Source organism: Streptomyces sp. rh34, from assembly GCF_002551245.1.
Taxonomy (GTDB): domain Bacteria; phylum Actinomycetota; class Actinomycetes; order Streptomycetales; family Streptomycetaceae; genus Streptomyces.
Genome location: NZ_NTGZ01000324.1, coordinates 1 through 7,589 on the forward strand (window position 1 = coordinate 1; position 7,589 = coordinate 7,589).

The 7,589-nt window shown below is 74.0% G+C and carries 5 protein-coding genes; 3 read left to right on the top strand and 2 right to left on the bottom strand.

Annotation, left to right across the window (positions count from 1 at the left end):
- The coding region (locus tag CR470_RS33990; RefSeq protein WP_143663932.1) for an FHA domain-containing protein at positions 1-1,950 on the bottom strand (1,950 nt) is incomplete at its 3' end.
- Positions 1,951-2,446: 496 nt separating this feature from the next.
- On the opposite strand from CR470_RS33990, the gene CR470_RS33995 reads away from it, so the two are divergent.
- From CR470_RS33995 to prfB, 3 genes are all read left to right on the top strand, one after another.
- Positions 2,447-4,144, top strand: a complete 1,698-nt coding sequence (locus CR470_RS33995; RefSeq protein WP_097871290.1) for a serine/threonine-protein kinase — start codon at positions 2,447-2,449, stop codon at positions 4,142-4,144.
- A gap of 245 nt (positions 4,145-4,389) precedes the next feature.
- Entirely contained in the window at positions 4,390-5,637 is a 1,248-nt protein-coding gene (locus CR470_RS34000) for a serine/threonine-protein kinase (RefSeq protein WP_097871291.1), read from the top strand.
- Between the two features lie 115 nt (positions 5,638-5,752).
- Positions 5,753-6,859 (top strand): peptide chain release factor 2, encoded by a 1,107-nt coding sequence (prfB, locus tag CR470_RS34005; protein ID WP_097871292.1) that lies wholly within the window; start codon positions 5,753-5,755, stop codon positions 6,857-6,859.
- Between the two features lie 174 nt (positions 6,860-7,033).
- On the opposite strand, the gene CR470_RS39910 is transcribed toward prfB, so the two are convergent.
- Positions 7,034-7,589 (bottom strand): hypothetical protein (locus CR470_RS39910; protein WP_179892463.1); only part of this gene is annotated, 556 nt, incomplete at its 5' end.

Consider the following 7,589-nt stretch of genomic DNA (forward strand, 5'->3'; position numbering starts at 1 on the left):
CCGGCAGGCCGCCTCGTACGTCGCGGCCCCCGGAGAGGCGGGGGAGGCGGCCGGGGTCTCGGCGAGGCAGATCAGATGGATCCCGGCCGCCGCACCCGCCCCGGCCAGCCGCGCCGTGGTCTCGCGCAGCACCGCCGTACCGGGGTCGCCGTCCAGGACGACCACCGTGTGCGGGCCCGTGTGGGCGCGGGCGGCCTCGGCCACCGAGGCCCGGTCCAGATGCGGCCAGCCGGGACCGAGGGAGCCCTCGTCGAGGCGGCGCACCAGCTCGGCCGTACGGGCGGCCGCCTGCTCACGGTCGTACGCGAGGAGCAGCCGGCAGTCCTGCCCGTGCGTCGGGCGCAGATGCGGCAGCCACCCCAGCCAGGACCACTCGCGCCGCCGCTCCTCCAGCGGGCGGGAGCGGTCCGTGCTGATGAGGACGATCTCCAGGTCGAACGGGGAGTGCAGCGCGGCGAGCTGCGCCACCGTCGCGCGGGCCAGTCCCGCCAGCCGGGCGCGCGGACCGGCCAGCCCCAGCGAACCGGCCTCCCGCAGTCCCACGGTCACCGGCACGGCGGGCACCTCGGCCCGGTCGGTCGTGCCGAGCCGCACCACCAGCGCCTCCGGGTGCCCCGGCCGGCGTTCCCAGAGCCGGGGTCCGGGGCCGAGCGCGGTCAGCAGCACGGCGGCCGGATCCGGCCAGGTGCCCTCGGGGGCGGAGGGCAGCGCGGAGAAGGGGGAGCCGGGGGAGGCCGGGGAGGAGAGGTGCCCGGACCCCGACGGGCCGCCGGACGGATCGTGGGAACCGCCCGGGAAGTCGTGGTGCCCGGCCGCGGAGCCGTACGCGCCGGATCCGGATGCCGATGATCCGGGCGCCGACGGTCCGTATGCCGATGAGCCGTACGCCCTCGGGCCGTCCGGGGCGCGGGAGCCGCCGTACGTGTCGCCCCGGACGCCCGCCCCGGTCTCCGGGCCCGCCGCCTGCTCGCCCTTCGCGCCGCCCTTGAGCCGCCTCGCCCACGCTCCTATGCCGCGCCGGGGCGCCGGGGCGTCGGCGAACCCCTCTCCCAGGGCGTGGGTGTCGTGTCCCGGATACGTGCCCGGCCCGGCCTCGGCGTGCTCCGGCCGGGAGGCCTCGTCCGGGGCGGAACCCGGGGCCCCGGAGCCGCCGTGGGGCCCGGAGGACGCCAGGGAACCGGCGGCGGAAGCGGAAGCGGGGAACGGGGAGGCCGGTGCGCCGTGACCCTGGCCGCCGTGGTCGGGGGTGTGCGCGGAGAGGGGCGCGGCGGTGCCGTGGCCCGGGGCGGGAGTCCCCGTCTCGGCGCGGGTCACCCGCAGGTGCCCCTCGCCGTCCGGGGCGGTCGGCAGCGTCGGGGGCCGGGAGCCCGCCGTGAGGCGGAGGGCGGACTCGCCGAGCCGCAGCAACGCGCCGGGGACGAGGCGGACCGGCCGCTCGCGCACCTCGACGCCGTCCAGCGAGGTGCCGTTCGTCGAACCGAGGTCGGCGACCGAGACCCGGCCGTCGTCGGAGACCGTCACCGCGCAGTGCAGCCGGGAGACATCCGGGTCGTCGAGCGGGACGTCCGCGTCGGCGGAGCGGCCGATCCGGATCTGCCCGCCGTGCAGCAGGTGGACGCCGCCCGCGTCCGGACCCGCCACCACATGGAGCTGGGCCGGAACGGCGTCGTCCGTCGCCTCGTCGTCGCCGGGGACCTGGAGCGAGAGGACCGCGCCGTCCACCAGGGGCGGTTCGCCCAGCGCGATGCGGTGCCCGTCCAGCCGCTCCCGTCCGGCGAAGAGCACGACCGCCCCGCCGCCCTGGGAGCTCTCGGGCCCCGACACGGCGGCGGCCAGCTGGGAGGCGACGGCGGCCAGCGCCGTCCCGGCGGGGGCGGTGACGAGCACGTCGCAGGTGCGCGCCGGGGTCTGGCCGCTGCGCGGCGCGAGGACGGTCAGCCGGATCTGCATCGCCGTCAGCGGTCCCTTCTGCGCGGGGGTGCCCGGCAGGGGAAACGCCCTGTGATTCCCCCCACCCGGCACGGACACGTCGTCCGTACAGGTCGTCACGCACCGCGAGATTCCGACCTCGCAGATCCGTGCTGGAGGCATCCTCGCACCTGCCACTGACAACACGCCCGGCGGTCACCTTTAAATGATCTTGAATGGTCGGCTGTGGGCGCAAAAGTGCCTGCTTGCGTCCGGATCCCGCCGCTCGGAGGGTTTTCCCGGCAGCTGTCTGCCGGATGCCGGACGGAAATCCGCTGCCGCGACCGAACATCCGACCGGTCCGTGGTCAGCCGTGCGGCAACCTTCCAGCCCGTCCGCGCGTCTTCCCCCGAAACGTGAGCCCCCGGTGCCCCGTTCGGCGGCATTACAGTGGGCCGGAACATTCGGACGGGCCCAGGGAGCGACAGGACACCCCCTGGGGGACCGCAAGCACCACGATCAGCAGGGAGCGCATGACGTGCGGCCGGTAGGCAGCAAGTACCTGCTCGAGGAGCCGCTCGGACGCGGCGCCACGGGCACCGTCTGGCGAGCCCGCCAGCGGGAGACCGCGGGCGCCGAGGCAGCCGTCGCGGGTCAGCCCGGCGAGACCGTGGCCATCAAGGTCCTCAAGGAGGAGCTGGCCAACGACGCCGATGTCGTGATGCGGTTCCTGCGGGAGCGCTCCGTCCTGCTGAGGCTCACGCACCCCAACATCGTGCGCACCCGGGACCTCGTCGTCGAGGGCGATCTCCTCGCCCTGGTCATGGACCTGATCGACGGCCCCGACCTGCACCGCTATCTCCGCGAGAACGGCCCGCTCACCCCGGTCGCCGCTTCCCTGCTCACCGCGCAGATCGCGGACGCGCTCGCCGCCAGCCACGCCGACGGCGTCGTCCACCGCGACCTCAAGCCGGCCAACGTGCTCGTCGACGAGCGCGACGGCCAGATGCATCCGATGCTCACCGACTTCGGCATCGCGCGCCTGGCCGACTCCCCCGGCCTGACCCGGACCCACGAGTTCGTCGGCACGCCCGCCTACGTGGCGCCGGAGTCCGCCGAGGGCCGCCCGCAGACCTCCGCCGTCGACATCTACGGCGCGGGCATCCTGCTGTACGAGCTGGTCACCGGCCGCCCGCCGTTCGCCGGGGGCACCGCCCTGGAGGTCCTGCACCGGCACCTCAGCGAGGAGCCCAGCCGCCCCTCCAACGTCCCGGCCCCGCTGTGGACGGTCATAGAGCGCTGCCTGAGCAAGGACCCGGACCGGCGGCCCAGCGCCGAGAACCTGGCCCGCGGTCTGCGCACGGTCGCCTCGGGCATCGGCGTCCACGCGAACTCCGCCCAGATCGCCGCCGCCGAAGGGGTGGGCGCCCTGCTCGCCCCCGACCCGGCGCCCACCGCGGTCCCGGACACCCCGGGCGCGGCCGACCCCACGCAGGTGCTGCCGAGCAACGCGGGCTCCTTCGACCCCGCCGGCGCCACCAGCGTGCTCCCGCAGACCGGCCCCGGGGGCCAGGGCGGCCCCGGCGGCGGCCACGCCGACCCGACCGCCGTCCTGCCGCCCGTACCGCAGCGCCCCGACGGGCCGCCGCAGCCGGACGGGCCGCACCCCTGGCAGTCGCAGCTCCAGGCGGCCCGCGACCGCAACGATCAGACCCAGGTCCAGTACCTCGACCCGAGCCAGGACCCCCTGCGCCGACGTCCACAGCGCCAGCAGCCGCCGCCGCAGCAGCAGCAACATCAGCAGCCGCCCCAGCGCCGCCAGCCGCCTCCGCAGCACCAGCAGTACCCGCCGCAACATCAGCAGCAACAGCAGTACCAGCCGCAGCGCTACCAGCAGCCTCAGCCACAGCAGCCTCAGCGGCAGCAGTACGCTCCCCCGCCCCCGCAGCCGCAGCAGCCCCAGCAGCCGGCCGCGCGTCCGCCGCGCGAGCCGCGTCCGCCGCGGCAGCGCGGCGCCAACCCGATGCGCATCCCCGGACTCGGCTGCCTCAAGGGCTGCCTGTTCACCGTGGTGCTCCTGATCGTCGCCGGCTGGCTCATCTGGGAGCTGACCCCGCTCCAGGACTGGGTCGCCCAGGGCAAGGGCTACTGGGAGGCGATCGGCGACGCCATCGGCACGGTCACCGGCTGGATCTCCGACCTCGGTGACAGCACGGGCGATCCGGGCGGGACCTGACCCGTAACGGCCGGGCGAGGCTCGACCCGTAACGGCCGAGCCAGGCTCGACCCGTAACGGCCGGGAGCGGCCGGGCCCGTAACGGCCGGAGGCGGCCCGGCCCGCAACTCTGTCCCTTTGTCGACTTCTCCGGGCCTATTCGGCCCGGAGAAGTGAAGGTCGGTGCCATCCAGGGCACGTGACACCCCGAACGCCGCGTAACTTTGTCGGCCGGGGGTCCACCGCCAGCCGCTGAGGGAGCAGTCTTGGCACGGAATATCGGCAGCCGGTACACGGCCCACCAGATCCTGGGGCGCGGCAGCGCCGGCACGGTATGGCTCGGCGAAGGGCCCGAGGGCCCGGTCGCCATCAAGCTGCTCCGTGAGGACCTCGCGTCCGACCAGGAGCTCGTGGGCCGCTTCGTGCAGGAGCGCACCGCCCTGCTCGGACTCGACCACCCGCACGTGGTCGCCGTCCGGGACCTCGTCGTGGACGGCAACGACCTGGCCCTGGTCATGACCCTCGTACGCGGCACCGACCTGCGCACCCGTCTGGACCGCGAACGCCGCCTCGCCCCCGAGGCCGCCGTCGCGATCATCGCGGACGTCGCCGACGGGCTCGCCGCCGCGCACAAGGCCCACGTGGTCCACCGGGACGTCAAGCCGGAGAACATCCTGCTCGACATGGAGGGCCCGCTCGGCCCCGCCGGCGCGCATCCGGCCCTGCTCACCGACTTCGGCGTCGCCAAACTGATCGACACCCCGCGCCGCACCAAGGCCACGAAGATCATCGGTACGCCGGACTACCTGGCGCCCGAGATCGTCGAGGGCCTCCCGCCGCGCGCCGCCGTCGACATCTACGCCCTGGCGACCGTGCTCTACGAGCTGCTCGCCGGATTCACGCCCTTCGGCGGCGGCCACCCCGGCGCGGTCCTGCGCCGGCACGTCACCGAGACCGTCGTCCCGCTCCCCGGCATCCCCGAGGAGCTCTGGCAGCTCCTGGTCCAGTGCCTGGCCAAGGCCCCCGCCTCCCGGCTGCGCGCCTCGGAGCTGGCCGTACGGCTGCGCGATCTGCTGCCCCTGCTGGCGGGGATACCCCCGCTGGAGGTGGACGAGCCGGGCCCGGAGGAGAACGACCAGCAGCCCGCCGGCTACGACGAACAGCAGTACACCCCGGCAGCCGAGGAGCCCCGCCGCCGCGGGGCGGTCCCCCTGGTGCCCGGCTCCGCTCCCGACTCCAACCGGGACACCCACACGAGCATGCGCGTCCCCGCCCCGGACGAGCTGGCGGGCGGCCCTCTCGGGACGGCCCGCGCCCCCCGCGCCCCGGGCAGGCCCCGGCCCGGCTCCGCCCGGAACAAGGCGGCGGCCGTCCGCAAGCGCCGCATCACCCTCGGTGTCGCCGCCCTCGCCCTCTGCGTGGCCGTCGCGGTCGGCGGCTGGCTGGCCACCGGCGGCGGTGACGGGGGCCCAGCGCCTCAGGACAGCGAGAACTCGGCCCCGGCGACCCCGTGACAGAGCCGCCTGAGCCCCTGCCGCAGGGCCGTCGAGAACCCTCGCCCGGAGCCGGACCGGCATCCGGTTTCCGGGTGAGGGCAAGCTTCATCCGCCCAGCCGTTACGCTGGACCCGTGGCAGTCGTCGATATTTCCGAAGAGCTGAAGTCCCTCTCCTCGACCATGGGGTCGATCGAGGCCGTCCTGGACCTGGATGCGCTGAGGGCGGACATCGCCGCGCTCGAGGAGCAGGCTGCGGCGCCGTCCCTGTGGGACGACCCGGAGGCGGCCCAGAAGATCACCAGCAAGCTTTCCCACCTCCAGGCCGAGGTCCGCAAGGCCGAGACCCTGCGCGGCCGCATCGACGACCTCGAAGTCCTCTTCGAGCTCGCCGCGGACGAGAGCGACGCCGACGCCCAGGCCGAGGCCGAGGCCGAGCTGGAGTCGGTGAAGAAGGCGCTGGACGAGATGGAGGTCCGCACGCTCCTCTCCGGCGAGTACGACGCGCGCGAGGCCCTGGTGACCATCCGGGCCGAGGCCGGCGGCGTCGACGCCGCCGACTTCGCGGAGAAGCTCCAGCGCATGTACATCCGCTGGGCCGAGCGGCACAACTACAAGACCGAGGTCTACGAGACCGCGTACGCGGAAGAGGCCGGCATCAAGTCGACCACCTTCGCCGTCCAGGTCCCGTACGCCTACGGCACGCTCTCCGTCGAGCAGGGAACCCACCGCCTGGTCCGCATCTCGCCCTTCGACAACCAGGGCCGCCGCCAGACGTCCTTCGCGGGCGTCGAGGTGCTCCCGGTCGTCGAGCAGACCGACCACATCGAGATCGACGAGTCCGAGCTGCGCGTGGACGTGTACCGCTCCTCGGGCCCCGGCGGACAGGGCGTCAACACCACGGACTCCGCGGTCCGGCTGACCCACCTGCCCACCGGCATCGTCGTCTCCTGCCAGAACGAGCGCTCGCAGATCCAGAACAAGGCGTCCGCGATGAACGTCCTCCAGGCGAAGCTCCTTGAGCGCCGCCGCCAGGAGGAGCAGGCGAAGATGAACGCGCTCAAGGGCGACGGCGGCAACTCCTGGGGCAACCAGATGCGTTCGTACGTCCTGCACCCGTACCAGATGGTCAAGGACCTGCGTACGGAGTTCGAGATGGGTAACCCCGAAGCGGTCTTCAACGGCGAGATCGACGGCTTCGTCGAAGCGGGCATCCGCTGGCGCAAGCAGAGCGAGAAGTAGCCTCGGCGGTACGGAGATTGGGCCCGGACAGGGGACTGTCCGGGCCGTTCTTCGTTACGGAGGGCCGGTGCCCGATGCGTCACAGTCCGGCTTCCGAATAGCCGTCAAGAACCCCCATACCGGTGTGTAGTGCACGGAACGGCCTTGACGTAATCCTTAACTCTGGCCAGGGTGCTAGAGCAGCATGCGTATGTCTGGGACGGGTGTGAACCGGGGGGCTGGCGAGGTGACCACGACACGACGTGGACTCGCCGAGAGCGATTCCCCGCAGGGCCACGGCCCGCATATGGCTGCTCCAATGACGAGATCGGCTACTGGGGGTAGCAACACATGACGAAGAAGACGCGTATCCGCGTCGCGCGGATCGCCGCTGGTGCGGTCATCGCCGCGGGTGCCTCGCTGACCGCGGCCGGTGCGGCGCAGGCGCTGGAGATCGGCGTCGACACGGGCGTCGCCGAGGTCGAGGTCCAGACGGGCCTGCTGGGCGGGGGCGAGGAGAACCCCATCGGTGGCGCTGACGTCGGTGGCGGTGGCGACCAGGGCGGTGGCGACCAGGGTGGCGGCGACCAGGGTGGCGGCGACCAGGGTGGCGGCGACCAGGGCGGTGGCGACCAGGGTGGCGGCGACCAGGGTGGCGGCGACCAGGGCGGTGGCGACCAGGGTGGCGGCGACCAGGGCGGTGGCGACCAGGGTGGCGGCGACCAGGGTGGCGGCGACCAGGGCGGTGGCG